The 25,633-nt window shown below is 67.1% G+C and carries 25 protein-coding genes, 2 tRNA genes and 1 pseudogene; 11 read left to right on the top strand and 17 right to left on the bottom strand.

The genetic code is table 11. From position 1 onward, the window contains the following. Positions 1-27: 27 nt before the first annotated feature. Positions 28-600 carry a protein-L-isoaspartate O-methyltransferase family protein gene (locus MZV50_RS11615; RefSeq protein WP_252634772.1) on the bottom strand — a complete coding sequence of 191 codons (573 nt, stop codon included), beginning with the start codon at positions 598-600 and terminating at the stop codon, positions 28-30. A gap of 294 nt (positions 601-894) precedes the next feature. Between MZV50_RS11615 and MZV50_RS11610 the strand changes: the two genes are divergently transcribed. From MZV50_RS11610 to MZV50_RS11600, 3 genes are all read left to right on the top strand, one after another. After that, entirely contained in the window at positions 895-1,074 is a 180-nt protein-coding gene (locus MZV50_RS11610) for a hypothetical protein (protein WP_252634771.1), read from the top strand. 98 nt (positions 1,075-1,172) lie between these two features. Continuing rightward, positions 1,173-2,246, top strand: coding sequence for a glycosyltransferase family 4 protein (locus MZV50_RS11605; RefSeq protein WP_252634769.1), 1,074 nt, complete (start codon positions 1,173-1,175; stop codon positions 2,244-2,246). 22 nt (positions 2,247-2,268) lie between these two features. After that, on the top strand, positions 2,269-4,431 hold the full coding sequence (locus MZV50_RS11600) for an amylo-alpha-1,6-glucosidase (protein ID WP_252634768.1): 2,163 nt from the start codon (positions 2,269-2,271) through the stop codon (positions 4,429-4,431). Positions 4,432-4,509: 78 nt separating this feature from the next. On the opposite strand, the gene MZV50_RS11595 is transcribed toward MZV50_RS11600, so the two are convergent. The 3 genes from MZV50_RS11595 to MZV50_RS11585 form a co-directional block, all read right to left on the bottom strand. Continuing rightward, positions 4,510-4,584: transfer RNA gene (locus MZV50_RS11595), tRNA-Asn, on the bottom strand. A 159-nt stretch (positions 4,585-4,743) separates the two neighbouring features. Next, positions 4,744-4,818: transfer RNA gene (locus MZV50_RS11590), tRNA-Asn, on the bottom strand. 218 nt (positions 4,819-5,036) lie between these two features. Continuing rightward, positions 5,037-5,741, bottom strand: coding sequence for a glutathione S-transferase N-terminal domain-containing protein (locus MZV50_RS11585; RefSeq protein WP_252634767.1), 705 nt, complete (start codon positions 5,739-5,741; stop codon positions 5,037-5,039). Between the two features lie 164 nt (positions 5,742-5,905). Here MZV50_RS11585 and MZV50_RS11580 point away from each other — a divergent pair, with 164 nt between their 5' ends. After that, positions 5,906-6,325, top strand: coding sequence for a hypothetical protein (locus MZV50_RS11580; protein ID WP_252634766.1), 420 nt, complete (start codon positions 5,906-5,908; stop codon positions 6,323-6,325). A 7-nt stretch (positions 6,326-6,332) separates the two neighbouring features. On the opposite strand, the gene MZV50_RS11575 is transcribed toward MZV50_RS11580, so the two are convergent. The 3 genes from MZV50_RS11575 to MZV50_RS11565 form a co-directional block, all read right to left on the bottom strand. Beyond that, a complete protein-coding gene (locus MZV50_RS11575; RefSeq protein ID WP_252634765.1) occupies positions 6,333-6,770 on the bottom strand; it encodes a VOC family protein in 438 nt (145 codons plus the stop codon). 62 nt (positions 6,771-6,832) lie between these two features. Then, entirely contained in the window at positions 6,833-8,779 is a 1,947-nt protein-coding gene (locus MZV50_RS11570; protein WP_252634764.1) for an ABCB family ABC transporter ATP-binding protein/permease, read from the bottom strand. Beyond that, positions 8,707-9,528 (bottom strand): hypothetical protein, encoded by an 822-nt coding sequence (locus MZV50_RS11565; RefSeq protein ID WP_252634762.1) that lies wholly within the window; start codon positions 9,526-9,528, stop codon positions 8,707-8,709. The genes MZV50_RS11570 and MZV50_RS11565 overlap by 73 nt, the downstream gene beginning before the upstream one ends. Positions 9,529-9,599: 71 nt before the next feature. Here MZV50_RS11565 and MZV50_RS11560 point away from each other — a divergent pair, with 71 nt between their 5' ends. Continuing rightward, positions 9,600-10,208 (top strand): LOG family protein, encoded by a 609-nt coding sequence (locus MZV50_RS11560; protein ID WP_252634761.1) that lies wholly within the window; start codon positions 9,600-9,602, stop codon positions 10,206-10,208. A gap of 104 nt (positions 10,209-10,312) precedes the next feature. After that, positions 10,313-10,639 carry a CC_3452 family protein gene (locus MZV50_RS11555; protein WP_252634759.1) on the top strand — a complete coding sequence of 109 codons (327 nt, stop codon included), beginning with the start codon at positions 10,313-10,315 and terminating at the stop codon, positions 10,637-10,639. A 90-nt stretch (positions 10,640-10,729) separates the two neighbouring features. Here the strand turns inward: MZV50_RS11555 and MZV50_RS11550 are convergent, their stop codons facing one another. From MZV50_RS11550 to MZV50_RS11525, 6 genes and pseudogenes are all read right to left on the bottom strand, one after another. Next, positions 10,730-10,855: a hypothetical protein gene (locus MZV50_RS11550; protein ID WP_436792217.1), complete on the bottom strand. Its 126-nt coding sequence runs from the start codon at positions 10,853-10,855 to the stop codon at positions 10,730-10,732. Positions 10,856-11,076: 221 nt separating this feature from the next. Continuing rightward, a complete protein-coding gene (locus MZV50_RS11545; RefSeq protein ID WP_252634757.1) occupies positions 11,077-11,439 on the bottom strand; it encodes a hypothetical protein in 363 nt (120 codons plus the stop codon). A gap of 152 nt (positions 11,440-11,591) precedes the next feature. Continuing rightward, a pseudogene (locus MZV50_RS11540) lies at positions 11,592-12,730 on the bottom strand (acyl-CoA dehydrogenase family protein). Between the two features lie 106 nt (positions 12,731-12,836). After that, complete coding sequence (locus tag MZV50_RS11535) at positions 12,837-14,051, bottom strand: acyl-CoA dehydrogenase family protein (protein WP_252634755.1); 1,215 nt, start codon at positions 14,049-14,051, stop codon at positions 12,837-12,839. A gap of 161 nt (positions 14,052-14,212) precedes the next feature. Beyond that, positions 14,213-15,094 (bottom strand): nicotinate-nucleotide--dimethylbenzimidazole phosphoribosyltransferase, encoded by an 882-nt coding sequence (locus MZV50_RS11530; protein WP_252634754.1) that lies wholly within the window; start codon positions 15,092-15,094, stop codon positions 14,213-14,215. Positions 15,095-15,161: 67 nt separating this feature from the next. Further along, a complete protein-coding gene (locus MZV50_RS11525) occupies positions 15,162-15,524 on the bottom strand; it encodes a hypothetical protein (RefSeq protein WP_252634753.1) in 363 nt (120 codons plus the stop codon). A gap of 93 nt (positions 15,525-15,617) precedes the next feature. Between MZV50_RS11525 and MZV50_RS11520 the strand changes: the two genes are divergently transcribed. Further along, positions 15,618-15,836, top strand: coding sequence for a DUF1289 domain-containing protein (locus MZV50_RS11520; RefSeq protein WP_252634752.1), 219 nt, complete (start codon positions 15,618-15,620; stop codon positions 15,834-15,836). 6 nt (positions 15,837-15,842) lie between these two features. On the opposite strand, the gene MZV50_RS11515 is transcribed toward MZV50_RS11520, so the two are convergent. Next, positions 15,843-16,169: a hypothetical protein gene (locus tag MZV50_RS11515; protein WP_252634750.1), complete on the bottom strand. Its 327-nt coding sequence runs from the start codon at positions 16,167-16,169 to the stop codon at positions 15,843-15,845. Positions 16,170-16,448: 279 nt separating this feature from the next. On the opposite strand from MZV50_RS11515, the gene MZV50_RS11510 reads away from it, so the two are divergent. Continuing rightward, positions 16,449-16,967, top strand: coding sequence for a TIGR02281 family clan AA aspartic protease (locus MZV50_RS11510; RefSeq protein ID WP_252634749.1), 519 nt, complete (start codon positions 16,449-16,451; stop codon positions 16,965-16,967). A 26-nt stretch (positions 16,968-16,993) separates the two neighbouring features. On the opposite strand, the gene dusA is transcribed toward MZV50_RS11510, so the two are convergent. The 3 genes from dusA to MZV50_RS11495 form a co-directional block, all read right to left on the bottom strand. Continuing rightward, on the bottom strand, positions 16,994-17,998 hold the full coding sequence (gene dusA, locus MZV50_RS11505) for a tRNA dihydrouridine(20/20a) synthase DusA (RefSeq protein ID WP_252634747.1): 1,005 nt from the start codon (positions 17,996-17,998) through the stop codon (positions 16,994-16,996). A 474-nt stretch (positions 17,999-18,472) separates the two neighbouring features. Then, positions 18,473-18,976 carry an OsmC family protein gene (locus MZV50_RS11500; protein ID WP_252634745.1) on the bottom strand — a complete coding sequence of 168 codons (504 nt, stop codon included), beginning with the start codon at positions 18,974-18,976 and terminating at the stop codon, positions 18,473-18,475. Positions 18,977-19,019: 43 nt separating this feature from the next. Further along, on the bottom strand, positions 19,020-20,471 hold the full coding sequence (locus MZV50_RS11495; protein ID WP_252634743.1) for an ATP-binding protein: 1,452 nt from the start codon (positions 20,469-20,471) through the stop codon (positions 19,020-19,022). 354 nt (positions 20,472-20,825) lie between these two features. Here MZV50_RS11495 and MZV50_RS11490 point away from each other — a divergent pair, with 354 nt between their 5' ends. From MZV50_RS11490 to MZV50_RS11480, 3 genes are all read left to right on the top strand, one after another. Next, positions 20,826-23,909: a TonB-dependent receptor gene (locus MZV50_RS11490; protein WP_252634742.1), complete on the top strand. Its 3,084-nt coding sequence runs from the start codon at positions 20,826-20,828 to the stop codon at positions 23,907-23,909. Between the two features lie 69 nt (positions 23,910-23,978). Further along, positions 23,979-24,563, top strand: coding sequence for an RNA polymerase sigma factor (locus MZV50_RS11485; protein ID WP_252634740.1), 585 nt, complete (start codon positions 23,979-23,981; stop codon positions 24,561-24,563). Then, positions 24,560-25,630 (top strand): FecR family protein, encoded by a 1,071-nt coding sequence (locus MZV50_RS11480; protein ID WP_252634738.1) that lies wholly within the window; start codon positions 24,560-24,562, stop codon positions 25,628-25,630. Before MZV50_RS11485 ends, MZV50_RS11480 begins: the two co-directional genes overlap by 4 nt. Positions 25,631-25,633: the final 3 nt, after the last annotated feature.

Here is a 25,633-nt window from a genome sequence, read left to right as displayed (position 1 = left end):
ACGCAGACGTTGCGACAAGGTTGCGGACTAGAAGCTGAAACCGGCCTCCGCTTCGAAGCCCGCCAGCATCGGAGGCGACGCGTCGAAGGCCTGGCGACGGCCCACGCCGTCCTCGGCGCGCAGATAGATGGTCGCGCGACCGACCGGACCGGTGCGCTCGATCACGCCCAGACGGCCACCGGCGGCCAGGGCGTCCTGCCAGGCCTTGGGCGCGACCGCCACGGCGCCTTCGCAGATGATCACGTCGTAGGAACCGGCCGGCACAGCCTTCAGGTCATCACCTTCCAGGCGGGTGACCGACAGGCCCATCTTTTCCAGAACGGCGGCCGCGTAAGGCGCGGCGATGGCCAGGGCCTTCTCGCCTTCGCGCGGCTTCAGGACCTGCAGCAGCTTGCCCACCTCGCGCGGCCGTAACAGCCAGCGGCCCGGCGCGTATTCGATGTCGGCGTCGGCATAGGCCAAATAGGCCTTCGAGGTCGGTACGACAGCTTCGCGCGCCACGACGCGCAATGCGTCCTGCAGCGGCAGATCGGTGACATCGGCGGTGCGAATTTGGCTCTCGACCATGTTCAGCCGCGCGGCGGCGAAGTCGGTGCTCATGGAATCCCTCGAAGGACTGGACTTTCGAGCAGGCTTATAGGTCCGCCCGTCGCCGAAACGCAATGCGATCCCAAGCCGCGCTTGCCTCCCGACGGCCTCGCGAAGGCCTAAAAAGCGTCATCGGTTTGCGGACACATGCGTGAAAAGTCCAAAGGACAATCATCAGAAGTGGTGACAGCGACTGTCACGGAACATCGATTGATCAGCTTCGCCTTATGGTGAATAAGGCCTTATCGGCGAGCGCATCGTCGACCAAGGGGGGAAGCCCTAACAGTAGGCTTCAGGGGAACTGCCATGTTCAATGCGCCCGTCGTGATCGCGGCCGCGATCTGCGCTCTCGTCGTGATCTATTTCCTGCCGCGTATCGATGCCGTGGGCCGGAAGGTCTATAGCCGTTATCGGCGCCGCAAGCGTGACGAACGCCAGGAACGTGAGCGTCAAGAGCGCCTGGACCGGAGCGCCAGTCCGCAATAAGGCCGTAAGAAGGCGATCGACGGAACCAATCGCGATCGACGGAACTGATTTGGAGCGGACCAGCGCCGCGTTCCAGTTCCTCCCGCCAGGGTCCGCCCATGAAGATCGCTCAGGTCACTCCCCTCTATGAGGCCGTTCCGCCGCGCCTGTACGGCGGCACCGAGCGCGTCGTCGCGCACCTGACGGACGCCCTGGTCGACCTCGGCCACGAGGTCACCTTGTTCGCCAGCGCCGACGCCCAGACCAAGGCCAGGCTGATCGCCACCCGCGACCAGGCGATCCGCCTGGATCCCGCGCCCTTGAAGTCCGACCTTGCCGCGCACCTGACCCAGATCGCTGAGGTCCGGGCGCTGGCCAACGAGTTCGACGTCGTTCACTTCCACACCGACATGGTGCAGTTCCCGTTCTTCGCCGACCGGGCCGAGCGAACCTTGACCACCCTGCACGGTCGCCTGGATCTCAAGGATCTGCCCGGCGTCTACAAGCGCTGGCCACAGTTCCCGCTGGTCTCGATCAGCGATGACCAGCGCCGGCCCCTGCCCTTCGCCAACTGGGCCGGCACGGTTCATCACGGCATGAACGCCGACCTCTACAAGTTCTCGGAGAAGAGCGACGGCTATCTGGCGTTCCTTGGCCGCATCTCGCCCGAGAAGCGGCCCGATCGGGCGATCATGCTGGCCAAGCGCCTGGGCAAGCGCCTGAAGATCGCCGCCAAGGTCGACTCCGCCGACCGCGCCTATTTCGAGGACAAGATCGCCCCGATGATGATGGGCGAGCCGCTGATCGAGTTCATCGGCGAAATCGGCGACGGCGAGAAATCGGCGTTCCTGGGCGGCGCCGACGCCCTGCTGTTCCCGATCGACTGGCCCGAGCCCTTCGGCCTGGTGATGATCGAGGCCATGGCCTGCGGCACGCCGGTGGTGGCCTATCGCTGCGGTTCCGTGCCCGAGGTGATCGACGATGGCGTGACCGGCTTCATCGTCGACAACGACGACCAGGCCGCCGAAGCCATCATTCGCGCGAGCGACCTGGATCGAAACCTGGTGCGTCGGCGTTTCGACACAAGGTTCTCGTCCGAGGCGATGGCTCGGCGCTACGTCGCGCTTTACGAAAAGCTGTGCGACGGAGCCGCCGTCTACCCATCCCTCGTCGACCTGGCCGCTAGCGCCTGAAACGACACCAAAAGGAGGGGCCATGGAGAATCTCGCGCCGGCGCTGGACGCACCGGTCGACTACGGCGTGACGGCGGAAGTCCGCGCGCCGCAGAATCTCTATGCCCTCAAGGACAAGGACACCTTCATCGTCGCCGACCAGTTCGGCGACATCGCGGGTCAGGGCGACGGCCTCTTCCACAACGACACCCGCATCCTGTCGTTCTACCGCCTGAGCCTGGGCGGCCGAGCGCCATCGCTGCTGTCGGCGGCTGTCGCCCACGACAACGTCTTCTTCACGTGCAACAGCACCAACCAGGCCTTGCCCTATCCCGGCGAGCGGATGGGGCCGCCGGGCGTGCTGCACATCGAGCGCAAGCGCTTCCTGTGGGAGGAGCGGCTGTACGAGCGCATCCGCTGCGTCAACTACAGCCGCGACACCGTCCTGCTGCCAATGGCGATCGAATTCGACGCCGACTTCCACGACATGTTCGAGGTGCGCGGCACCCAGCGCGCCAAGCGCGGGATCAAGGGGCCGCCGCACATCGACGGCCGCCGCGTCGCCTACAGCTACATCGGCTTGGACGGCGTCGAGCGCGCCTCGTTCATTTCGTTCTCGCACGCCCCCTTCCGCCTGGGCGCCCACAAGGCCGAGTTCATGTTCTCGCTGCAGGCCGAGGGCGAGACCGAGCTCTATATCGAGATCGGCGTCACCAATGGCCACGTGCCCAGCCGCGAGCGTTTCCGCGACGCCGCCGCCCGGGCGCGCTGGGACATGCGCTCGCGTCGCCGGCACGGCGCGCGCTTGCACAGTTCGGGCCGCCTGTTCAACGAGTGGCTGGGCAAGTCCCGCTCGGACCTGGCCCTGCTGACCACCCGCATGGAGACCGGCCCCTATCCCTATGCCGGCATCCCCTGGTTCTCGACCGCCTTCGGGCGCGACGCGATCATCACCGCCTGGCAGATCCTGTGGTTCGAGCCGTCCCTGGCCAAGGGCGTGCTGCGCTACCTGGCCGCCCATCAGGCCCAGGAGCGCTCGGCCTTCCGCGACAGCGCGCCCGGCAAGATCATGCACGAGACCCGAAAGGGCGAGATGCCGGCCATGGGCGAGGTGCCGTTCGGCCGCTACTATGGTGGGGTCGACACCACGCCCCTGTTCGTGGCCCTGGCCGGCGCCTACCAGGCCCGCACCGGCGACGACAAGCTGATCGACGAGCTATGGCCCGCGCTGCAGCGGGCCATGCACTGGATCGAGAACGACGGCGACAGCGACGGCGATGGCCTGATCGACTACGCCCGCGGCCAGGACAGCGGCCTTTCGAACCAGGGATGGAAGGACAGCGAAGATTCGGTCTTCCACGCCGACGGCCGATACCCCTCGGGACCGATCGCCCTGGTCGAGGTTCAAGGCTACGCCTTCGCGGCCTATCGCGGCATGGCGCGCCTGGCCGAGCGCCGTGGCGAGATCGGTCAGGCGGCGATCTGGCGCCAGAAGGCCGAGCGACTACGCGAGAAGGTCGAGGCGCTGTTCTGGATGGAGGAGCGAGGCTTCTACGGCATCGCCGTCGACGGCCAGGGCCAGTTGTGTCGGGTGCTGTCGTCCAACCCCGGCCACCTGCTGTTCTGCGGCCTGCCCTCGCCCGAACGCGCCCGCAAGGTCAGCGATCAATTGCTGTCTGCGAACTTCAATTCGGGCTGGGGCGTACGCACGCTCGCCACGGGCGAGGCGCGGTTCAATCCGATCAGCTACCACAATGGCTCAGTCTGGCCGCATGACACGGCGCTGTGCGTGATGGGCCTGTCCCAATACGGCGAGCGCGACGGCGTGGTGAAGCTGACGGCCGACCTCTTCGAGACCGCCAGCCGCATGGCCATGCGCCTGCCCGAGCTGTTCTGCGGCTTCCCTCGCTCGCCCGGCGAACCGCCGGTGGCCTACCCCGTCGCCTGCCTGCCCCAGGCCTGGGCGGCCGGATCGGTGTTCATGATGCTGCAGGCGTGCCTTGGCATCACGATCGACGCCAATCGCGGCGAGATCTCTCTGGTGGACCCACGACTGCCGATCGGCATCGATCGCCTGCGCGTCGAACACCTGCGCGTCGGGACGGCTGCCGTGGACCTGATCTTCGAGCGCCAGGGCGAACGGGTCGCCGTCCGCGCCGAAGGCGACGTGCCGCTGAACATTCGCTCCAAGCCCTCGTGGGACTAGGATCAATATTCAGAAAGTCTTCGGGGAAGGGTTCAACTTTCGACGGTCAAGCTGACCGCTCGAAAGTCTGAGAAAGAGTGGCTCCGCGGGTAGGATTCGAACCTACGACCAGCCGGTTAACAGCCGGCTGCTCTACCACTGAGCTACCGCGGAACAGGTCGCTCTTTCGAAGAGGCCGGGTGATAGCCGCCGCTTCGAGTCGATGCAACCCACCACGACGACAAGGCATGGGTCAAAAACGCGCGGCCGCGTACAGGCGAAACCCGGACACCAGTTTTGTTCGGAAGCTTCCGAGCGAGCGATTAAAGTGAGTGGCTCCGCGGGTAGGATTCGAACCTACGACCAGCCGGTTAACAGCCGGCTGCTCTACCACTGAGCTACCGCGGAACAGGTCGCTCTCAGAAGAGGCCGCGTGATAGCCGCCTGACCGCGCCGATGCAAGCGCCTAATTCCAAAAAAACAGCCCGGCTTGCGGCCGGGCTGTGGAAGTCAGTGATGGTGGGGCGCCTTCAAAAGAAGACGCCTGCAAAGTCGGGCCGTCGTGGTTAATCAGACCTTAATTCTTAACGCCCTGGCCAATTGGTCGCAGGCGCCCACTCAGGGTTTCAGGGGCGCTTGGGAATCTCCAGACCGCGCTGGACGGCCGGCCGCGCCAGGCCCGCCTCCAGCCAACGCGGCACATGCTTGAGCGAAGCCCAGTCCACCAGATCGCCCGCGCCGTAGAAGCCGACCAGGTTGCGCACCCAGCCCAGGCTGGCGATATCGGCGATCGTGTAGTCGTCGCCCATGATCCATTGGCGATCCGCCAGACGGCCTTCCAGCACGCCCAGCAGGCGCTTGGACTCGGTCACGTAGCGCTGCAGCGGCCGCTTGTCCTCGTATTCGCGACCCGCGAACTTATGGAAGAAGCCGACCTGGCCGAACATCGGGCCGATGGCGGCCATCTGGAAGAAGACCCATTGCAGGGTCTCGTAGCGCCCGGCGGGATCGGCTGGAATGAACTGGCCCGTCTTTTCGGCGAGATAGATCAGGATCGCGCCCGACTCGAACAGGCCCAGCGGCTTGCCGCCCGGTCCGTCGGGATCGATGATCGCCGGGATCTTGCCGTTCGGGTTCAGGGATAGAAATTCCGGTCCCCAGGTCTCGTCCTCGCCGATGTCGATCGTGTGCGGCTCATAGGCCAGCCCCGTCTCCTCCAGCATGATCGACACCTTCACCCCATTGGGCGTCGGCAGCGAATAGAGCTGGATCCGCTCGGGATGCTGGGCGGGCCAGCGCTGGGTGATCGGGAAGGCGGACAGATCCGACATGCGGGGAACCTCGTCATGAGCTCAACCAACGGAGCCGTCGGGATTTGGCGTCTCGAGGCGAGGTTTTCCAGGGCCCGCCTGCCCCCAAAATAGGTGACAGTGTCGGGTATCGCCTTTTCCATCTCGTCGAACCCCGCTATCGGAGCGCCCCGGGGGGATTTGGAATGACAACCGCTGACGATCACTGGCCCGAGACGCTGCAACGCGTCGTGGCCGCGATGGAGTTCGAGCTGACCGACGAGAAGATCGGCGCCGACACCACCAAGCCCAGCTTCATGATGCGCGTCGTCACCCATGCGGACTTCGCCGCTCTTCCCGCCCTGGTCACCACCGCCATCCACGCCGGGTTCGAGATCGACCGGCGGATCGCCGGGGCCGGACGCGCCTACGACGCTCAGGCGCGCAAGGTGCGCCAAGCCCTGGCCGAGGCCCTGAACCGTGAAGTGGTCGCCGGCGGCAGCTCGCCGTTCGTCACCGGCTATGCGACCGCCTATCGGATGGAGCTGGCCCGGGTGCTGTGGGCCGCCATCTCCGACGCGCCCGCGCGCCGTCTTCAGGAACTGGCCCGCACCCGGCTGGTCTGACCGCGCGCTACCAGGCGCCGGTGTTGGGCATCGAGGCCCAGGGCTCGGCCGCCGGCAGGCTGCCATCCTGAAGCAGCTCCACCGAAATGCCGTCCGGCGAACGCACGAACGCCATGTGGCCGTCGCGCGGCGGGCGGTTGATCGTCACGCCCATGTCCATCAGGCGCTGGCACGTCTGGTAGATATCGTCGACCCGATAGGCCAGGTGACCGAAGTTGCGGCCACCCAGATATTCCTCGTCGTCCCAGTTGTAGGTCAGCTCGACCAGTGGGGCCTTGCGTTCCTTGGCCGCTTCCAGGTCCTCCGGGGCCGCCAGGAAGACCAGGGTGAAGCGACCCTTCTCGTTCTCCATGCGGTAGGCTTCCTGGAGCCCCAGGCCTTCGCAATAGAACCGCAGCGAGGCGTCCAGATCGCGGACGCGGACCATGGTGTGCAGATAGCGCAAGGCGAGGCTCCTTCAGAGGCGACACGCTCGATATAGACCCGCCTCCCAGCCGGTGAAATCCACTAAACCGGCTCGCGCTCCCGCGTCTGGCGACGCCACAGGGCCGCGTACTCGCCACCGGCCTCCAGCAACGCCTCGTGGCGACCGCGCTCGACGATCTTGCCCCGGCGCAGCACGACGATCTCGTCGGCGTCGGCTATCGTCGACAGGCGGTGGGCCACCACCAGGGTCGTCCGCCCTGCCCTCGCCTTGCGCAAGGTGGCCTGGATCGCGGCCTCGGTGCGGCTGTCCAGGGCGCTGGTCGCCTCGTCCAGGATCAGGACGCGCGGCTCGGCCAGCAAGGCGCGGGCGATGCCGACCCGCTGGCGCTCGCCGCCGGACAGCTTCAGGCCGCGCTCGCCGACCTTGGTGGCCATGCCCTCGGGCAGGTTGCGGATGAAGTCGCCCAGCTCGGCCGCTTCGGCGGCCGCCCACACCTCGGCCTCGGTGGCGTCCGGACGGGCGAAGGCGATGTTGGCGGCCAGGGTGTCGTTGAACAAGGCCACGTCCTGCGGCACCAGGGCCACGGCTCGGCGCAGCGAGGCCTGTTTCAGGTCGCGCAGGTCGTGGCCATCCAGGGTCACACGGCCCGCTTGCGGATCGATCATCCGCAGGGCCAGGCGCACCAGCGTCGTCTTGCCCGCGCCGGAGGGTCCGACGATGGCCACCGTCGTCCCGGGCGCAACGGCCAGGGAGACGTCCGACAAGCCCTCCGATCGCGCGCCATGGCGGAACGACACCGCCTCGAACGTCACCGCCCCGCCGCGCTGATCGGCGCACGGCGGCAGGTCGCGGGCGTCCGGCGCGTCGGCGACGTCGGCGGTCTGGCGGCGCAGCTCCAGCATCGATTCCATGTCGATCAGCGACTGGCGGATCTCGCGATAGGCGAAGCCCAGGATGTTCAGCGGGGCGTAGAGGTTGATCAGGATCAACACGGCGGCGGTGACGTCGCCCGGTCCCATCTTGCCGGCCGCGGCCTCGGCGCCGGCCAGAACGGCCATCGTGCCGAGGCCCAGGCTCATCACCGCCGACTGGATCAGGTTCAGCAGGTTCAGCGAGTTGGTCGCCTTGATCTGGGCCTCGCCGTAGAGGTCCAGAGCGTTGCCATAGCCCGCCACGGCGCGCTCTTCGCCCCCGAACGACTTGACGGTCTCGTAGTTCAGCAGGGCGTCGACCGCTCGCCCGGCGGCCTCCGCGTCGGCTTCGTTAAGGGCGCGCCGATGCCCGATCCGCCAGTCCGAGATGGCAAAGGTCAGGTAGCCGTAGACGGCCACCGTCGCCAGGGCGACGGCCGCGAACCGCCAGTCATAGGCCTTGGCCAACACCACGGCGGCCATGACCAGCTCGACGCCGGTCGGGGCCAGGTTGAAGACCAAGCTGCGCAGCAGGAAATCCATCGACCGCGCGCCCCGGTCGATCGTCCGCGAGAGCGCGCCGGTGCGCTTGGACTGGTGGAAGTCGATCGACAGCGACAGGGCGTGGGAAAAGGTCTCGACCGCCGCCCGGTTCTGGGCCGCCTGGGCCACGGGCGTGAAGATGGTGTCGCGCGCCTGGGGGGCGCCGGCGGAGATAAAGCGGATCAGCGCCCAGCCGACGGCCAGGCCCGCGAAGGCCCAGGTGACGGCCGCGACCGCGCCTCCCGCGCCTGAGCCGTGCCCGGCCGACAGCTGGTTCACCGCCTTGCCCAGCATCAACGGCGCCAGCACGCCTAGCGCCTTGCCCAGCAGGGTCAGGGCCAGGGCCACTGTCACCCGCCAACGCAAGCCCGGGGCCTTGGAACGCAGGACCAGCTGGAACAGGTCGCCCATGGCCCGCCAGAACCGCACCGGCTGGTCGGGCGCCGCGATCGCGCCGGGGACGGCGGCGCGGCCAGCCGAGGGCGGCCCTCCCATCCCCCTCATCGACCCTGGCCGCCGATCAGGAGCGTGGTCTGGACGCCGCCGCCCGGAGTCATCCAGTCGATCCGCCACCCCATCGGCGTGCGGTCGGCGCGAACGGGTCCATAGGTCAGGGGCGCGGGCGGCGACGTCGCGACCGAAACGGCGTTCTCGCCGCCCTCGCCCGCGACCTGGATATCGTGGTTTCCGGTCGACAGCAGGCCGGTCAGCGAGATGAAGAAATGCCCGCTGTCATCGGCGCGGCCGCCGCCGCGCGTGATGCGGTCGACGCGGACATTGAGGCCGGCGCTCGGCGCGGCCACGCCGGAGACCACCGCCCCGCCCTCGCGGTCGACATCGACGGCCAGGATGCGCGGCGACGACGATTCGGCCGCCAGGCGACGCGCGCCGGCCCCCGCCCGCAGCAGAGCAACCTCGCCATCCTCGGTGATCATCACGTAGCCCTCGGCCTGCACGGTCCGCCCCTTGTGGATGGTCGACAGGCCGAACAAGCGGACGCCGGGCTCGTTCGGCACGGTGGCGCTCCATTGGCCGAACCCGTCGGCCCGCCCCATCACCACCTCGCCGGTCGGCGAGCCCAGGCGCAGATCGGAGTCCGGCGCGCCCTTCCCCGACAGCGAAATTCCGTTCGCCGTCCGGCGCGCGCCTTCCAGGGTCGGCGGCGCCACATAGCCCGCCTCGGCGCTGTCGGTCGCGTCGACCTTGTCCGGCGTGGCGGGCGTGCTGGGGCCGCACGCGGTCAGCAGGCCCGCGGCCAACCCCACCGTGAGACCCAAAGGGAAGATCGACGACTTGAAAGCCTGGAAACGAATCCTGATCATGCGGCCTCAAGATAGGAACATCTCGAAGGCGCGCGAGACCGCGCGCCTTCGTCTTTGTGGAGTGGACGACGATGCCCGACGAGTCTAGCCGCCTGGCGTCCGTCTGTGTGTATTGCGGATCGTCGAACGACGCCGATCCCAGCTACATCACTGACGCCTTCGCGATCGGCGAGAGCTTCGCCCGCGCCGGGCTGAAGCTGGTCTACGGCGGCGGCGGCGTCGGGCTGATGGGCGCGACCGCGCGCGGCGCCCACTCGGCCGGCGGCGCGGTGCTGGGCATCATCCCCACCTTCCTGCGCGGTCGCGAGCAGCCGTTCGACGATGTCGAGACGGTCGTCGTCGACAACATGCACGAGCGAAAGATGATGATGTTCGAGCGCTCGGACGCCTTCGTCGTGCTGCCCGGCGGCATCGGCACGCTGGAAGAGATCGTGGAATTGCTATCTTGGCGCCGTTTAGATCTTCACCAGAAGCCGATTGTGTTCCATAACCCCGGCGGCTTCTGGGACCCCTTCTTCGCCCTGATTCACCACACGATCGAACGGGGCCTGACCCCGCCCAGCCTGGCCAACGCCTGGCGATCGGTCGAAATGGCGCAAGACGTCACCCCCGCCCTGCTGGCCTGGGACGAAGAAATCTACCAAACGGGCGCTCCGGCCGAGCTAAGCCAGTTGACTTAGTTTTCAAAAGAGACGCACTATGCCCTAGAACTCTCGGCCATTCGAGACCGTGAGAGTTCATGCGCCGGATCTCCCATCCGGCGCGGGGATAGGAGACCAAGGAAATGCGTACCGCTGCTTTCGCGGGCCTGCTGGCCTGCGCCCTTACGGCTGGCTCGTTCGCCGGCCCCGCCTTCGCCGCCGATAGCGAAGGCGCCTGGCTGAAACTGAAGACCCCCGTCTCGACGGACCACTTCATCCAGGACGGCTCGGTCTGGCGCTGCAAGGCCGATGTCTGCACCGCCACCAAGGTCCGGGCCCTGCCCGTGGGCCGGGCCTGCCGCAAGCTGGCCGGCCAGCTCGGCGAACTGACCGCGTTCAACTATCGCGGCGAGCCGCTGGAGGACGCCGCCATCGCCGACTGCAACACGGCCGCCAAGCCGAAGAGCTGAGCTTTTCTCGACTAGGCAAACGAAAGGCCTCCGCCGGGGAACCGACGGAGGCCTCTTTCTTTAGGGGTGTGGGACCCTTCGAGACTTAAATCAGGACTTGCGTCCCAGCAGCCTGGACAACCAGGCGGTAGGCTTGGCGGTAGGCCGATCCCCCACCAGCATGCCGCCCATCAGGGCGAACGAGAACATCGCGTGGTTCATCTTCGATACGTTCATGGCGGCGTCTCCCAGACATAGCCGTTAGGACCAGGAGACGCGCGCGGCTTACAGGGGCTCACACCCTCCTAGTCGTCAGCGCGTCATGGCCAAGCATGCGCCCTATTCGCCGAGGATCAAGCCAAAATGATCCGTATAAGGATCATATCAGCCTACTGACGAACCCGTCGGAGCGCCCTTTTCGACAGTCCGGAATACGTCCGCACACGACGTAGTTTCCTCTAATGCAGCGTCACCGGACCGCCATCGGCCGCGGCGGCGGACTTGGCCGCCTCCAGGTCGCCCAGCACCTCGGCGGCGGCGCGCAGGATATTCGGGCAGACCCGTTCCTCGGCGCAGCCGATGGTCTCGGCCGCCAAGTCCGGCATGTCGGCGCACAGGCGGATCTGGCCCGCGATCCGTTGCAGCGCAACGCTTCCCTGGAGCTCCGGGTCGTTGGCGACGACGCCCACGACAAGGGCCAAGGCGGCCTCGAAACGGGCGGCGGCCAGCTTGGCCTCGCGAGCTTGGTCGATCAGCAGGCGGGCGTTGGCCTCGACCAGGGCGACCGCTTCCTGGGTCATATGGATCTCTTCGCCGGTCATCCGCCTGCCTCCTGAGCGCGTGTTCGAAGCGTTGAACGGCGCGCCGGGCCCGGATGGGGCGGGCTTTCCACGATGGGGCGAAGAAAAAGCCGCCCGCGTCGGCGTGACGCAGGCGGCTCGTCTGGTTCAGACCAGTTGGTCCGTAGGCTGTTTTAGGCCGCGGCGTCGAAAGACAGCGACTCATAGCGCTTCAGGTGATGATCGACCGAGCCGAACAGGCCCTCGATCAGGCTGGCGCGCTTGAAGTAGTGGCCGATGGCCAGCTCGTCGGTCATGCCCATGCCGCCGTGGATCTGGATGGCGTTCTGACCCACGAACTTGCAGGCGCGGCCGATGCGGACCTTCATGGCCGAGACGGCCTTTGCCCGCTCGGCGGCGCTCTCGTCGACCTTGATGGTGGCCATGTAGGTCATCGACACCGATTGCTCGACCTCGATGAACATGTCGACCATCCGGTGCTGCAGCACCTGGAAGTTGGCGATGGCGGTGCCGAACTGCTTGCGCTGCTTGGCGTAGTCCAGCGTGCCCTCGTGCAGCTTGCGCAGCACGCCCACGGCCTCGGCGCCGACGGCGGCGGTGGCCTCGTCGATCACCTGGTTGACCAGGCCCAGGCCGTCTTCCGAGATCAGGGCGTCGGCCGGGACCGAGACGTTCTCGAAATAGACTTCCGAGGCGCGGTTGCCGTCGACGGTCGGGTAGTCGCGGGTGACGACGCCCGGCAGGCTCTTGTCGATCAGGAACACGCCGACGCCGCCGGCGTCGCGCTGGCGCCGCCGGTGCGGGCCGTGACGATCAGGTGGCTGGCGAACGGCGCGCCGACGACCACCGCCTTGTGGCCGTTCAGGATCCAGCCCGAACCGTCCTTCTTGGCCGTCGTCTTCAGGTCCTGCCAGGTGTAGCGAGCCTGCGGCTCGGCATAGGCGAAGGCGACGGTGGTGGTCCCGCCGACGATGCCCTCGATCACCGAGGCCGCGCCCGTATAGCCGGAGTGCTTCATGAACCCGCCGCCGATGACGACGGTGCCCAGATAAGGCTCGATGACCAGCGCCTTACCGAACTCCTCCATGATGATCATGTTGTCGATGGCGCCGCCGCCCAGGCCGCCCAGCTCCTCGCTGAAAGAGGCGCCCAGGATGCCCAACTCCTCGGCGAAGGCCTTCCAGTAGTCGGCGCGCCAGCCGCTTTCGGAGTTGACGATCTTGCGGCGGGTCTCGAAGTCGTACTTGTCCTGCAGGAAGCTCGCGACCGTGTCGCGGACCATCGACTGCTCTTCGGTGAAGTTGAAATCCATCCCTGGGTTTCCGTTCTTCTGTCGTCCGGCCTTCGGGCCGGATCGTTGAAATCATGAGAGAGCGAAGGCCTGGGCCGCGCGGCGACCCAGGCGATAGTCGCGGGCGCTAGAGCCCCAGCACCATCTTGGCGATGATGTTGCGCTGGATCTCGTTGGAGCCGCCATAGATCGACGTCTTGCGGACGTTGAAGTAGGTCGGCGCGGCGCGGTGGGCGAAGTCGGGGCCGATCGGATGGGCGTTGTCGCCGTCCTTCGGGAAGCCGCGGAAATACGGCGCGCCGTAGTGGCCAGCCGCCTCCAGGACGAGCTCGGTGATCCGCTGCTGGATCTCGGTGCCCTTGATCTTCAGGACGCTCGACTCCGGGCCGGGGCCCTTGCCCGCCGCTTCACCCGCCAGGGTGCGCAGTTCGGTATATTCCAGCGCCGTCAGGTCAATCTCCAGTTCGGCGACCTTGCGCTTGAACATCGGGTCCTTGATCAGGGCGTCGCCATCGTCCGACAGCTCGGCCGAGGCGATCTGGCGGATACGCTCGATGCCGCGCTTGGAGCGGGCCACGCCGGCGATGCCGCTACGTTCGTGGGCCAGCAGGAACTTGGCGCAGGTCCAGCCCTTGTTCTCGTCATAGATGCGGTTCTCGACCGGCACCTTGACGTTTTCCAGCCAGACCTCGTTGACCTCGTGCTCGCCGCCCAGGGTGATGATCGGGCGGACCGTCACACCCGGCGACTTCATGTCGATCAGCAGGAACGAGATGCCCTCCTGGATCTTGGCGTTCGGATCGGTGCGGACCAGGCAGAAGATCCAGTCGCCGTGCTGGGCCAGGGTGGTCCAAGTCTTCTGGCCGTTGACCAGATAGTATTCCTTGCCGTCGTCGCCAGTGAAGCGCTCGGCCTTCGTCTTCAGGCTGGCCAGGTCCGAACCGGCGCCCGGCTCGCTGTAGCCCTGCGACCACCAGATGTCGCCCGACAGGGTCGGCGGCAGGAAGCGCTCCTTCTGCTCGGGCGTGCCGAAGGTGTAGATCACCGGCCCGACCATGTTGATGCCGAAGGGCAGGATCGGCACGCAGTCGGCGCGGGCGGTCTCTTCCGACCAGATGTAGCGCTGCACCGAGGTCCAGCCCGGGCCGCCGTACTTCTCCGGCCAGGCCGGAGCGACCCAGCCTTTCTTGGCGAGGGTGCGGTGCCAGGAGAGGAAGTCCTCCTTGGCCATCTCCTCGCCCTCCTCCTGCTTCTCCCGCAGGCCCGCCGGATAGTTCTCGGCGATGAAGGCGCGGACCTCGTCGCGGAAGGCGAGGTCCTCGGGCGAGAAGTCGAGATTCATGGCGAGCTCCCGTTCAGCCGGCCCTTCTGAAGAAGGCCGTTCATGCGTTTCGGACGCCACAATAGGTGTCGAACGAACGTTTGGAAAGATGACGCTAGCGTCAACGGAAGCGAATATGATCCGCGTTCACCTACATCACGCGAAACGCTCGGGAAGACGCTTTACCGGACCTCGCAGGCCAATTTGACGAGCGCCAGAGCCGAGGCGCCGCCGACCCCTTCCTCGTCGACCGTATCGAGCGCCAGAAGTGGGCGCTTGTCGAGGATTTCGAGCAGCTTGGCGTGGCCCTTGGTCGGGCTGACATGGGCGGCCAGGCAGTGGTCGATCGCGGCCGGCTCGACCGCGCGGACGATGGCGGCCGCGGCGCAGGCGGCGTAGCCGTCCAGCAGCACCGGGATCTTCTGCACGCGGGCGGCCAGGATGGCGCCGACGACGGCGGCGGTCTCGCGGCCGCCCAGCTGGCGCAGGATCTCCAGCGGGTCCTCGCCCATGCCCTCCGCCTTGGCGCGCGCCACGCCGGCGGCCACCGGCTCGGGATCGTCGGACCAGTCCGAGGCTTCGCCGCCGAACAGCGCCAGACACACGGCGGCGGCGGTGCGGGCGCCATTGGCGACGATGACGCCAGGAATCAGGATGTCGGGCTGCTTGGCCAGGGCTTCCATGCCGAAGGCCATGGTCGCGGCGGCTTCCTTCTCACTCATCGAGGGCTTGTCGATGAAGTCGGGCGACGGGCGGTCGATGGCCAGGTCGAACGCTTCCAGGCCCGCGCCCTGCACGCCGGCGATGCGCGAGACGGTCGCGCCGCCCGAAGCGATGGCCTCCAGGCGATCACGGGCGTAGCCGCGCGGACCCACGCCCTGGCGCGCGCCGGCGTAAAGCGCCACCACCGGACGATTGACGGCCGGCGGGCTCTTGCCGCTCCAGGCGGTCAACCAGGCCGAGATCTCAGCCAGACGCCCGCCCTGCTCCAGCGTCGGAAACGGTCCCGGCGCGGGCGGCGAAACGGCGAGCTGGCGAATGTCGGCGAACGGGGAAGCGGTCATGAGCGCGGACTTAAACCCGTCCGCGCCCAAAGCAACCCCAGAACACCCTTAAGCGTGACGTCGCCGCCTAGGACGACGCGCCGGACGCCGCGACCGAGGTTCCGAGGAAGGCCTTGCAGGAACCGTCGCGCTCGGCGAGCAGCCTGGCCTTCACGGCCTCGTTGCGGGTGCCGCCGGCGCGGCGCGCCTCGTCACGGAGATTTTCACCCCGGTCGAGGACATACGGCTCACGTCCCTTGGCCTGATCCTTGATCCGCGCCGTGAGTCCCGAGGCGTCGACCGTTCCCAGCTGGGCCGACTGCGCCAGGCCCAGGCAACGCCCGGCCTTCAGATATTCGGCGTCGGTCCAGCGGGTCGACTGGGCGAACGCCGGAGCGGCCGCGCTGGCCAAGGCCGCGCCCATCAGGGCGATGACTGTGAGCTTACGCATGGAGATATCTCCCTCTCTCTCGTGATCCGGACACGACAGGGCCGCCGCCGCCGATGCTTGCGCTCGGGCGTTCAGACGCTCAGAACTGCCGTGATGACTGTCTCCGCCCCACCGCCCCGTCCGATCGTCACGCCCTGCGTGAAGGTCTGCGCGGTCGATGGAGCGACGGGCTATTGCCTGGGCTGCCGCCGAACCCTGCCGGAGATCGCCGGCTGGGCCCGGCTGAGCGACGAAGAGCGCGCGACGATCATGGCCGCCCTCCCCGATCGCCCAGACCCGGTCGCCGCCCTGATGGCGGCCACCAGGGGCTGAGGCCGTCTACTTGCCGCTGCCCATATAGACGCCGCACTTGGCCTCGCGCTCGGCCAGCAACTTGGTCTTCTTGTCCGCGTCGGCGCCGTCGGCCTCTTTCTGAGCCGAGGCGATCTTCTTCTGGGCCGAGGTCCGGACGGCGATGTCGCGGCTGCCAGCCTCGGCGCGCAGGAAGCTGTCCAGCGACGCGGTGTCCAGCTTGCCCAGGTTCTCGGACCCCGCCAAGCCACGGCAGCGCGCGGCCTCGAGGAACTGCAGATTGGTCGTCGGACCGGCGTGAGCCACGCCAGCAAGCGACGCAACGGCGACAGTTGCGATGATCAGCGTTTTCATGGCGTTTTCCCTCGATAAGCCACTTTATTGTCGCCGCGAGTAATAACGCCGAGCACAAAGTTTCCGAAGTTAATTCCAGGACAGGAAAAGTATTACATCAATGTAATCTGGTTTATTAAACCACCGTAATATGAACATCGATAAGCACTAACTTAGTCTTGTTATGGCTTTGGTAACCACGGCGTGAAAATCCCCTTCCGATTCACGCCTTGAAAACGCCTGCCTGCTAGTGATTTAGACAACGGCCGCAAAAGCGGTCTCAAAGCCGGCAAGGCGAGGGTGTCTTCTATGTTGAGGTTCGCGGCGATCGCTTTCGTGGGCGCCTTGTCGGCGGTGGGCGCGGCCAAGGCCGTCGTCTCGCTGGACGATCTGCGTCGCCCCGAGCTGCGCGCCCCGACCGCCGCCGCGGCCACCCTGGGCGGCGCTGAAGGTGGCGCGGCCCAGCTGACCAAGGACCATGACGGCCACTTCTGGGCTCAAGGCAATGTCGACGGCAAGGCCGTCCGCTTCCTGGTCGACACCGGCGCCACCGCCGTCTCGCTCAGCATGGCCGACGCCCAGCGCCTGGGCATCGACACCAGCAAGCTGAACTACGACTACAACGTCATCACCGCCGACGGCCGCACGCGCGCGGCCTCGGTCCACCTGGCCAGCGTCTCCGTCGCCGGCGCCCGAGTCCGCGACGTCGACGCCCTGGTCATCGAGAAGGGCCTCGAGAACTCGTTGCTGGGCATGAGCTATCTGGGCCGCCTGTCGCGGTTCGAGGCCACCCCGAACTCGCTGATCCTGCACCCGTAACTAAGGCACGACGGCCAAAAGCCGGCTTAGGCGGCCGTTTCGGCCGCCCGCTCTTCGCGCGCCGCCAGCGCCAGGCGCACCGCGTCCAAGGCGCGGTCCACCACATCGAGACCCGCGCCCGGCTTGACGCTCTCGACCGTCAGGATGCGACGCCACGCCCGCGCGCCCGGCAGGCCGTGGAACAGGCCCAGCATGTGCCGGCTCATGGCCGCCAGGTGCACGCCCGCCGCCAACTCTCGCGCCAGATATGGCCGGTAGCGCTCGACCGCTTCGAAACTGTCGACGTCGGCGACATCCATCCCGAACACCCGCCGGTCGACCTCGCCCAGCAAACCCGCCTCGTGATAGGCGGCCCGTCCCAGCATCACGCCGTCGACGCCATTGGCCAGGTGCTCCAGCGCCGCGTCGACGCTGGGCACGCCGCCATTGATGGCGATCGTCAGGTTCGGCCGCTCGCGCTTGAGCCGATAGACCAGCGCGTAGTCCAGCGGCGGGATGTCGCGGTTCTCCTTCGGCGACAGCCCCTGCAGCCAGGCCTTGCGGGCATGGACCACGAAGGTGTCGATCCCCGCCGCCGCGCAGCGGTCGACCAGGCCGAACAGCGCTTCTTCCGGATCCTGGTCGTCGACCCCGATCCGGCACTTCACCGTGGCCGGGACCTTCACCGCGCCCTTGATCGCGGCCATGCACTCGGCCACCAGATCCGGCTCGCGCATCAGGCACGCGCCGAAGCGCCCGCTCTGCACCCGGTCCGACGGGCAGCCGACGTTCAGATTGACCTCGTCATAGCCGTAGTCCTCGGCGATCCGCGCCGCATGCGCCAACTCGGCCGGATCCGATCCACCCAGCTGCAACGCCACCGGATGCTGGCCAGGATCGTAGCCCAGCAGCTTCTCGCGATCGCCATGCACGACGGCGCCGCTGGTCACCATCTCGGTATAGAGCAGCGCCCGGCTCGACAGGACGCGATGCAGCGACCGGCAATGCCGGTCGGTCCAGTCCATCATGGGCGCAATGGAAAACTTCGTCATAAGTCTTTTATTTTATTCAATAATTACGCGCCAATCGCCCAGCTGGATAATTGGACCGACAGAAATCCGATTCAATGATTTCAATGAGTTAGCTGAGCCCGAGGTGCGAAAAACACGCCTAAAGCCACCCTCACTGTACCCGCAGTGTATACGCCAGGCGCCTATTTGCGAACAGGACAGGGACGCTTACTCGTCAGACCTAACGGCGCTGGATGTCCACCGCGGAGGTCGGCCGTATGGCGCTTCGTCCCGCGTCGGCCCAAGCCCGCAAATCCGCGAGAGCATGGACGACCTACCGCCCAGCTTGCGATAGAGGGGCCCTCCTGCGGTCGTGCGGAGCTTCTCCGTAGTTCGGGGCGAGAGATTGAGATCCGGTTTGGGATTCGCAACCTGCTGGACCGCGACGCGCCGGTCGTCGCCGACTACGGCGTGGGCTACAGCCCCTTTGCCGATCCTCGCAGTCGCCGCTTCGACCTAACCCTGCTCGCACGCCTCGCTCATGTGGCGCATATGCAGCCCAGTTCCGCCATTCTCGCCAAGCGCCGCCGGGGCGACGAACCGAGTGACGACATCGGCGCCTCGCGCCAGTGTCTGGTGGACCGGGCAGCGATCGGCGATCTCCCCGAGCCTGACGCGCTGCGCCTCATCCAAGGCGCCGGTCACGGTGATTTCGCGGTTGAAGGCGTCACGGGCGGTGAGGCTATCGCGGGCGTGGGAGACACGCACCGAGACCTCTTCCAAAGGCCAGGCCTTCCGACGGGCATAGAGCCGCAAGGTCATGGTTGTGCACGCCCCAAGGGCCGCCGCCAGCAGATCATAGGGGTCGGGACCTGATCCCATGCCCCCAAACCCGACGGGCTCATCGGCCAGGAAGCGCGCCCCACGGGCCTGGATCTCGACCTGAAAGAGGCCCACCCCAGTCTCGCGGACCTGGATCGCGTCCAGGTCAAGATCTGCCGTCGAGGTGGTTTCTGGCATGGGAAATCTCGTCCGTTGAGAAAGCTAGGAGAGTTGCGTCGGGTCAGTTGTCCGCGTTGAGGCTATCGGCATAGCGCTGGCGAACCCACTGGTCCTCGTCGCTTTCGGCGAGCTTGCGCTGGGCGTAAGTGCGCGTGGTGTCGAGCAGACGGTAAGAGACGGCGCTGCCACCCAGTTCGGCCGTCACCAGGGATTTGTCGACGAGGGCCGCCAGGGTCTCGATCGGACTGGTCGACTCGCAGCCGGTCTCGGCGATCCGACACGCCGACCGCAGCGTGAAGGTGGTGGGAAACACCGACAGCCGCCGCAGGACCACCCGCTCTTCCTCGGACAGGAGGTTGTAGCTCCAGTCGATGGCCGCCGTCATGGTCTGGTGACGGTCGGGCCAGGAGCGCAGCCCGCCGAGCTGACGGAAGCGGCCATCGAGAAGGCCCAGGAGCTCGCGCACGCCAAAGGCGCTGGCGCTGTTGGCCGCCAGTTCGATCGCCAACGCCAGGCCGTCCAGGCGCTGGCAGATCTCGGCCACAATCGGCGCATCCTCGTCCTCGACTTGGAACGCCCTGTTGCGGGCGGCGGCGCGCTCGATGAAGAGTTGCGCGGCGGGAAACGCCAGAAGCGCCGCGGCCTGAAGGCTTTCCTCGATGGGCGGCGCGTCGAGCGGTGGGAGGCGATAGACCCGCTCTCCATTGATCCGTAGAGGCTCGCGGCTGGTGGCCAGGATCCTGACCTGCGGCGCCTCGGCGAGAAGCTGCTGCGCACACGACGCGACCGCCTCGATCAGGTGTTCGCAGTTGTCCAGGACCAGGAGCAGCCTGCGCCCACGCAGATGATCCAGAAGTTCGGCGCGGGCGTCGGCTCCCTGGGTCGAGAGGCCGAGAGCCCTGGCGATGGCGGCGGGCGCCTGGGCGGCGTCATCGACGCTTGCCAGGTCGACGAACCAGGCGCCATCGCTGACCTGGCCGGCGAACCCTTCGGCAACCGCGACCGCCACGGTCGTCTTGCCCATGCCGCCGGCGCCGACGATCGACAGCAGCCGGTCGGCTTCCAGGCCCTTCTGGATCTGGGCGATGTCGCCGGCGCGCCCGACGATGCCGGCGATCGCGGGCGGCAGGTTGCTCTGACCGCCGACAGGACGGCGTTCGGCGACGGCGCGCCCTGGCTGGCTTGTCCGGACGGGCGCGACGAAACGGTAGCCACGGCCGATCACGGTGGCGATGTACTGGAGGCTTCCGGCCTTTTCGCCAAGGGCGCGGCGCAGTGAGGCGATGTTGACCTTCAGGTTGGCCTCCTCGACTGCCAGGCCCGGCCACCCGCGCGCCAGCAGCTCACTCTTGGAGAGGACCACGCCGGGCTGTTCCACCAGCGCCGTGAGGAGGTCGAACGCTCGTCCGCCCAACGCCACGGGGGTCTCGTCCTCGACCAGCATCTGCTGCTCGGGATTGAGCACGAAGGGACCGAAGGCGAACGACCTTGGCTGTTCAAACTGGAGCGTCATCAGAAGGTCTCCGACCCGGGTTCGAGACGCTGCCGAGAGTTTCGGCGGCGTCGATCCGTCCTTGCCCCCTCGGAGACGCAGCGCTCGGAAAAACCCGTAAGCCGACGGCGCCTTTTACATCTCTTTACCGGAGTGCTCCGTCGATGCGCGGTAATCTCGAGATGTGGGAACCTGATGGGGTCGCCCGTAGAGTTGGCATCTCTGACGTGGCAAGGCCTTGATATCTCGCGAGCACTTGGTCGCGCTTTCGGAACCTCCGAGTTCGGTGACCTATGCCTCGTCCGTTGGCGGCGCCTTCGGCGCGGTCACGGCCGCCAGGGTCCTCGATTGTGATGACGTTCTGGGGACGGCGAATTGGGGCGACGCAAACTTGAAATCCTGGCGTTCGCCGCGGCCCTGAGCCTGGCGTCGAACGCGGACGCCCGGGGCCTCCTCGGCGGCGCCAGGATCGTTCTGAAGGAAGGACGACTGGCGGACGCCCTGAGGGATCTCTCGGTCCGCAGCGGCTCGGATCTGCTCTTCGCGCCCGACGTCGTCGGCAACCTGCATAACAAGCGCATCGCGGGATCGCTGCAGGTCGAGCCGATCCTAGCGCGCCTGCTCGAGGGCACAGGGCTGAGCTATCGCCGTGTCGGGAACGGCGTCTACATCGTCTTCCGGCCGCCCCCGGAGCAGCCGACGGCGGTGCCCGAGCTGCTGGTGTTGGGCCGAAAGACCCAGAATGCCGACATCCGCCGAAGCGAGAACGACTTTCAAGGCTACCGCGTGGCGACGTCCGAGGATGTTCGCACGTCCCACGCGGACAATCTCGACCAGTTCCTGCGAAGCCGGCAGACCAGCAACGCCGAGCGGCTCGGACCGGCCAGCGATCCCCGGGCCGAATTCGCCGCCAACAGATCCGAGATCGACCTTCATGGTCTGGGTCCAACCCAGACCCTGGTTCTGGTCGACGGGACGCGTATGCCCGGCACGGTCTCGCAAAGCTACGACATGAACGTCTTCCAGTCGGACTTGAACGGCCTGCCGCTTCTGGCGATCGACAGGATCGAGAGCCTTACCGGAACGGCCGGTGGGATCTATGGACCGGGCGCCACGGGCGGGGTGGTCAATGTGATCCTCAAGCGCGATTACCGAGGCGCCGAGGTCAGCGCCACCTACGGCGTCACCGATCGTGGCGACGCGATGCGCCGTCGCGTCGACGGCAGGATTGGCTTCACGCCCGACGGCGGCGCGACCGACATCATGATCAACGTCTCCCGATCCGAGAGCGATGGCCTGCGGGTCGGCGACCGAGATTTCGCCCTGAGGGCCCTCAGGCAGCGGATCGCCAGCAACGACGCCGACACCTACAATCCGATCACCAACGGCGTCTTCGTCCGCAGCCTCAACGGAGACCCGTTGAGGCTCAGCGCCGCGCTGGGAGGCGTCTCCCTGGGGGCGACTTTCACCTATCTGCCCCTCAGCGGCTCCGGCGCTGGTGATGGATCGGTCCTTGTCGCCAACGCCGGCAAGGTTCCTGCCGGACTGTCGCCCGACGGCAATGGCGTGCTGCGCAGCCTCGTCAGCGAGACGACCGTGACCTCCCTGCTGGTCAATATGCGCCACCGCTTCACCGACCATGTCGAAGCCACCCTCGATTTCATCGGATGGGAGAACGAGGGTCGGTCCGTCTATGGCTACGACATCACCGGCTGGCAGACCGGAAGGCGATCGGGGTCAGGCCAGGGCAGCGCGCTCGCGGCGCCGAACTACCCGTTCGGTCAACCGGTCGCCCTCAGCTTTCCGACGGTCGGCCTCGACTCGCAGACGCGCAACCGCCTTCGCGCGACGCGAACCTCCGCCAGCCTGCTCTTCGACCTGCCAAAGGACTGGCGCGGGGGCGCGACCTATGCCGTTGGCGAAACCCGCAACCGGGTCCGGCAGGACGGCTGGGCGCTGGACCAGAACTTCTACCTCTCGCTGATTCTGATGCAGCCCGGCCCGAATGGTGAGCCAGCGCCTAATCCGTTCGGCGCCTGGGACAGCTTCGTCGCCGCGTTGCAGGCCTACAAGGTCCCCCACCCGATCCGTTTCGAGCGGCGACTTCGCCTGCAGGACGCGACCGTCAGGCTCGGCGGTCCGATCCTGCGCCGCGACGCCGGCGACGTCACCCTGTCGCTGGTGGCCGAACGCCGCGAGGAGAAGGCTAAGATCACGCCCTGGGACGTCGCCGGCCAACCCGACATCACTCCGCTCGCGGACCCATCGTTCTCGCTCGTGACGGCGTCTCTCTATGGAGAGCTTCGCGCGCCGATCGTCTCGCGCGCTTCGGACCTCACGCTGCTTCGCGGCTTGGAACTGCAGGTGGCCGCCCGTCACGACAAGATCCGGGCCGACATCCCGGGCGCCGTGCTCGGGGGGCCGCGCACAGGCTACGACCGCGGCGTCATGGTCTACACGACGGGTCTTCGGGTCTATCCAAGCGATAGCCTCATGCTGCGCGCCAGCCTCGCCACGGGCGTGCTTCCCCCCACACCGCAGCAGATGGCGCAGGTCTCCTACACCTATGGCCTGCCGAACGGTGCGACGACCAGCAGCACGGACCCCAAACGCGGCGGCAAACGCCTGGGCTTCGAAAAGCCCCTAGTCGTTCTCTCGGGCGGTTCGCCGCGCCTTCGCCCCGAGGAGGCCAGGACCACCGCCGCCGGCTTCGTCGTGAACCCCGACGGCGGTCATGGTCCGAGACTATCGGTCGATTACACCCACACGGAAAAGCGCGCCGAGATCGGCGTGTTCGGCGGCCTCGACTACCTACTGGCCCACGAGGCGCTCTATCCCAGACGCATCGTGCGCGATCCGCTGACGCCCGCGGACGCCGCCGCCGGTTATACGGGCGGCGTCATCACTCAGGCGGACACGACGAGTATCAATATCGGCCGCACCACCGTCGACGCCGTCGACATGCACGTGGACCAAGGTTTTCGCCTCGGTCCCGACAACCGGCTGCGTCTCTACGGCGGCGTCACATGGACACCGCGCCTGAAGCGAAAGAAGACCGCCGATGACGCGGAGGTCGAATACACCAACACCGCTGAAGGTCCTCTGCGTTGGCGAGGTGCGGCAGGAGCGGCGTGGCAGCGAGGCGACCTTACGGTTCAGCTGGATGGGCAGTACTATGGCGACTACCACGCCGTCTTCGCGGCCTACGCCAGCACCAAGACCGCCCGCGACCTGGCCTCCAGTCGCGTCCCCGCGCAGGTCTACCTAGACGCCGCGGCGACGTGGCGCCTGCCGATAGGTGGCCGACAAGGCCTAGCCCGAGACATCGAAATCCGGTTCGGCGTCCAAAATCTGCTGGGACACGCCCCACCGCTCGAAGGCTCGACCAGCCTGGAATACAGTTTCTACGGCGATCCACGCGGGCGCCGGTTCGAACTGAGCGCCACGGCGCGGTTCTAGAAAATCGCGCGAAGCTTTACGGGTTTTCGTTAGGCGTGCGTCTCCGGGAGGCATGAAGGGACGCCTCCCATGTACGCCACGCCTGACGGAGCTCTGATTTTACAAGATGATCGGGCCAGATCTTTGTCTATGTCGGACGGCGATCCACAGTCGAAATCCAGCCACTCCGTCGCGCGGCAGTTTCGCGATGCGCGGGGCAAGCTCCTGGGTTGGCTCCGGCGGCGTGTGCCGGATCCAAGCGAAGCCGAGGACCTCCTGCAGGATACGTTCCTTCGGGTCACGCAGCGCGACACGACCGACGATGTGGCGCATTTCGAAGGCTATCTCTATCGCACCGCCGAGAGCGTGCTGGCCGACCGCTACAGGCGGCGTAGTGTTCGACGCGCTGACGCCCATATCGCCCTCGAACCCGAAGGACATCAGGCCGAGGACGCCGACGCGCTGCGCGCACTCCTCGCGCGAGAGCGGCTCCGCGCTGTGTCGGCAAGTCTGATGACGCTCCCCGAACGCACCCGTACGGTCTTCGTCCTGCGCCGACTGGAAGGCCTGCGCTACGGCGAAATCGCCGCCCGTCTCAAGGTCTCGCTGAGCACGGTCGAGAAGGACATGGCCCGCGCGGTCGACCACCTGATGCTTGAGGGAGACGCGGCATGAGCCCCGACCCGCGCTCCCCAGCCTACCTGGAACAGCTGCCCCCCAAGGCGGCCGCGGCCCTGTGGCTCGAGCGCCTGCAGCGCGGTCCTTCGACCGACGATGACGCCGCCTTCGCCCAATGGCTGGACGCTAGCCCGACCAATCGCGCCGCCTGGGAACGCGCCCGCGACCTCTGGGATGTGTTCGAGGATCCGCAGGCCGACGAAATGCTGGCCCCGTTGCGAAAGGACGCGCTGTCCCTGCGCGTCCGACGAGCCCCCTCTCCCGCTCCCTGGTACCTTGCCGCGGCCTCGGTCGCCGCAGCCGTGGTCGGCGGCGTGCTGTTCATGGGCGTGGGTCGCGGGCCTTCCGTGCCGTCTCCGACCCAGGTCGCCAGCGTGGAAGCGCGCGATCTCAGCCGGTTCGGCCAGAACGACTACGCGACCACCGCCGGACAGCGCCTGAATGTTCGCCTGGAAGACGGCACACGCTTGGCGCTCTCGCCCAACAGCGCCGTGGACGTCGGCTATGCCAATGGGCAGCGCCTGGTGCGCATGACCCGTGGCGAAGTGATGTTCGAGGTCCAGCACGACGCGGACCACCCGTTCAGGGTCGCGGCCGGCGAACGCGTGGTATCGGATTTCGGCACGCGCTTCAACATCCAGGTCCGGGACGGCGAAACCCGTGTTCGCCTCGACGAAGGATCGCTCGGCGTCACGGTCGGCAGCGATCCGAGCGCGGTGACGGGCGCCCCGAAGATCCTCGTGCCCGGGCAGGAGCTCATCGCCCGCCGGGGCCAATCCGACGACGTCATCCAAACCAAGACGGCGGCGCCCGACGCGGAGCACAAGGTGATCCAGTTCGACGACGTCTCGTTAGCCGAAGCCATCGCCCAGATGAACCAGTACACGAGCGAGAAGCTCGTCGTGATCGATCCGAAGGTCGCCGCGCTACGGGTCAGCGGGGCGTTCCGAACCGACGATCCGGCCCGGTTCGCCACGACCCTGACCACGCTCTATCCCGTCCGCCTGGTTCCCCTGCCGGACGGCCGGATCGAGATCGCGCCACGCGGCAAGACCAGACGGTAGGCG

Source organism: Caulobacter segnis, from assembly GCF_023935105.1.
Classification (GTDB): Bacteria; Pseudomonadota; Alphaproteobacteria; order Caulobacterales; family Caulobacteraceae; genus Caulobacter; species Caulobacter segnis_B.
Note: the sequence above shows the minus strand (reverse complement) of the source record. Positions and strands in the feature narration are given on the sequence as shown.